General features: G+C 68.7%; 2 protein-coding genes and 1 pseudogene. 2 read left to right on the top strand and 1 reads right to left on the bottom strand.

All coding sequences use genetic code 11. From position 1 onward, the window contains the following. Nucleotides 1-197: pseudogene (locus tag AB0M20_RS35470) on the bottom strand (hypothetical protein); the annotation flags it as partial. Nucleotides 198-290: 93 nt separating this feature from the next. Here AB0M20_RS35470 and AB0M20_RS35465 point away from each other — a divergent pair. Next, complete coding sequence (locus AB0M20_RS35465) at nt 291-1523, top strand: YncE family protein (protein WP_364304894.1); 1233 nt, start codon at nt 291-293, stop codon at nt 1521-1523. Between the two features lie 73 nt (nt 1524-1596). Then, nucleotides 1597-2904 (top strand): fibronectin type III domain-containing protein, encoded by a 1308-nt coding sequence (locus AB0M20_RS35460; RefSeq protein WP_364304893.1) that lies wholly within the window; start codon nt 1597-1599, stop codon nt 2902-2904. Nucleotides 2905-2970: the final 66 nt, after the last annotated feature.

Here is a 2970-nt window from a genome sequence, read left to right as displayed (position 1 = left end):
GCTCCCCGGCGCAGCGCCGCCAGGCCGGCGGCGAGCAGCACGGCGACGTGCCGGCGCCCCTCCTCCACCGGCAGCCGGCCGACCACCGGCGACTCGGCGCGCGCCGCGGTCAGCAGCTCGTCGAACACCTTCTCGTCGGCCGCCATCTCGCGCAGCACATCGATCACCAGATCGGCCGCCTGCTGTGTCCGCCCCACAAGAACCCGCCCTCTCGTTGAACGTGAGGAACTATCGCATCACCGTTTCGAGATGTTTCGATGTGTTACCGCAAAGTAACAATTGGAGCAGCCATGAGATGGAAGCCGGTAGCGGCCGTGGTCGCCGCGTCTCTGCTCGTACCCATCCTCTCCGGCCCGGCCGCCGCCGCGCCCCCGCCCCTGCGCGAGGTGATGTTCGTCGGCAACAACTGGGAGGGCACCGTCGACGTCATCGAGTCCTCCGGCGCGTACCAGAAGCTCGGCCGGCTCAACGTCATCCCGGACCGCGCCCAGCGGCTCGCCGAGATCTACCTGAACCCGATCAAGCTCGCGTTCTTCCTGGGCATCCGCAGCGGGCCGGGTGAGGGCCACGACCAGCTCGTCGACGACATGTACACCACACCGGACGGCACCGCGCTGGTGGCGTCGCGGCCCAGCTTCGCCGACGTCGTGTCGATCGACCTGGCCACCGGCGCCGTCCGCTGGCGATTCCCGGTCTCCGGCTTCCGGGCCGACCACATGGCCGTGTCGCCGGACGGCACGCAGGTCGCCGTGTCCGCCTCCACCTCGAACACCGTGCACGTCCTGAACATCAACACCGGCGCGCAGCTCGGCTCCTTCGCGACCGGTGACAAGCCGCACGAGAACGTCTACAGCCGCGACGGCCGCTACCTCTGGAACAGCTCGATCGGCGAGGTGAACACCCAGCTCGACGACCCGATCTGGGACTGGACCAAGGGCGACCGGCACATCACGGTCGTGGACACCAGGACCTTCGAGACGGTACGCGTGGTCGACATGCGCCAGCGCCTCGACGCCTTCGGCCGCTCCGACCTGTCGGACTCGGTCCGCCCGACCGTGTTCAGCCCGGACGAGTCCAAGTGGTACTTCCAGGTGTCGTTCTTCAACGGCGTGGTCGAGTACGACGTGCCGACCGACCGGATCACCCGCATCAGGACGCTGCCCAAGAACCCGGCCACGTCGGACGACCGGAACACCTTCGTCAACGACTCGCGGCACCACGGCCTGTCGATCAGCCCCGACGGCAGCAAGCTCTGCGTGGCGGGCACGATGGACGACTACGCGACGGTCCTCAACCGGTCCACGCTGCAGGAGGGTCCGCTCGTCACCGCGATGAAGCCGTACTGGGCGACGGTCAGCGGCGACGGCCGCGATTGCGTGATCTCGGAGTCCGGCGCCGACCGGGTGTCCGCGATCAGCTTCGCGACCGGTCAGCGAGTCGCCGCGGTGGCTGTCGGGGATCATCCCCAGCGCGTCCGCGTCGGGCACGTGCGGCCCGGCTGGCAGGCGCCGTTGCGCAGCTGAGCAACGGATCCGGCGCGAGCGGGGACAGAACCCGGGCCGCGCCGTCACCCTCGTGCACCGGGGGTGAAGCACCATGCGCACCAGCAGATCTCTACTGTCCATCTCGGTCGTTCTGTCGGTCGTCGCCACGGTCGGCCTGGTCAACCCGCCGGCCACCGCGGCGACCGCGACAACGCCGCCGACCGGCGAACGATGCGAGCACGAGCGGAACTATCCCTTCATCGCGCTGTCGGTGGTGAAGCCGAAGAAGCACGCGGAAGTAGCCGTCGACGAGCACGGCGAGATCACCGTCGAGGGCATCGTCAACAAGCGGGCCGACCTGCTCGACGTCTCCATCGACGACGTGGTCACCGACGACTTCGAGACGAAGGGGCCGCCGCACGGGCTGGGCCTGTTCAAGTCGTACAGCGCGAAGATCCGGCCACCGCAGCTCGGCGAGAACACGCTGTGCGTGCGGGCCGAACGGCTGCACAAGACCGCGCAGCAGAAGAGGTCGTTCACCGCGGTCGACCGGATCCCGCCGAGCGACGTGCCGGGCCTGACCGTCGGCGGCGTCACCGCGACCTCGGCGACGGTGAGCTGGGGCGCGGCCACCGACAACTACGGGCTGGCCGGCTACGACGTGGTCGTCGACGGCGGAGCACCACACCGGACGGCTGTCGGCAACCGCTCGTACCCGATCAGCGGTCTGACGCCGTCCACCGCGCACACCGTCTCGGTGGTCGCGGTCGACCTGGCCGGCAACAGATCCGCCACGCCGGCCACCGCCTCCTTCACCACCACGGGCGGGACGGGGCCGCCGCCGAACGGCGACTTCACGTTCGTCACCGACGAGGGTGGCGCGACCGCGCAGTGGAGTCCGGACGCGGTCAACGACGAGGCGTACCGCATGTACCTCGACGGGCTGCCGTACACCGACGACATCCCGCTGAGCGAGCTGTGCACGCTGTGCGGGCCGGACACGGTGCTGGACTTCGACATCGAGCCGCTCGACTCGAACACGTCGTACACCTTCAAGGTCGAGGTGATCGGCGACGGCGGAGCGGTCATCCGGACCCTCGAAGGCGGGTTCCGGACGACGGACGGACCCGACTACACCTCGGCCGGCACCGACGAGTTCGTCGGCACGGAGGCCAAGCGCTGCGCCGGGATGGGCGGTGACCTGTTCCTCGCTCCGGTGGCGCGGTCCGGCGTCTCCGTGCCACCGGGCAGCTCCCAGGTCTTCGACGGCTGCTGGACCGTGCCGGACAGCAGCTGCTTCGACGCCCTGCTGCCGTTGTCCACCGCCCGGGTCCTCAATTGCGCGGACGACGTCACCCGGCTGCTGCGCGGCCTCGCGCCGCCGGGCCGTGGAAAGCTTAACGCAAATGAAATAGATTGACCTCCCAATAACACCACGTAGTTATTGGGAGGTCAATCTATGAAATGCGATTAAGCTTTTTCTAAT

Origin of the sequence: Actinoplanes sp. NPDC051633, assembly GCF_040681735.1 — a bacterium.
In the GTDB taxonomy this organism is placed as follows: domain Bacteria; phylum Actinomycetota; class Actinomycetes; order Mycobacteriales; family Micromonosporaceae; genus Actinoplanes.
Note: the sequence above shows the minus strand (reverse complement) of the source record. Positions and strands in the feature narration are given on the sequence as shown.

Excerpts from the sequence above, each read along its gene's own strand:
- AB0M20_RS35465 (WP_364304894.1), top strand. The coding sequence starts at position 291 with ATGAGATGGAAGCCGGTAGCGGCCGTGGTCGCCGCGTCTCTGCTCGTA.
- AB0M20_RS35460 (WP_364304893.1), top strand. The coding sequence starts at position 1,597 with ATGCGCACCAGCAGATCTCTACTGTCCATCTCGGTCGTTCTGTCGGTC.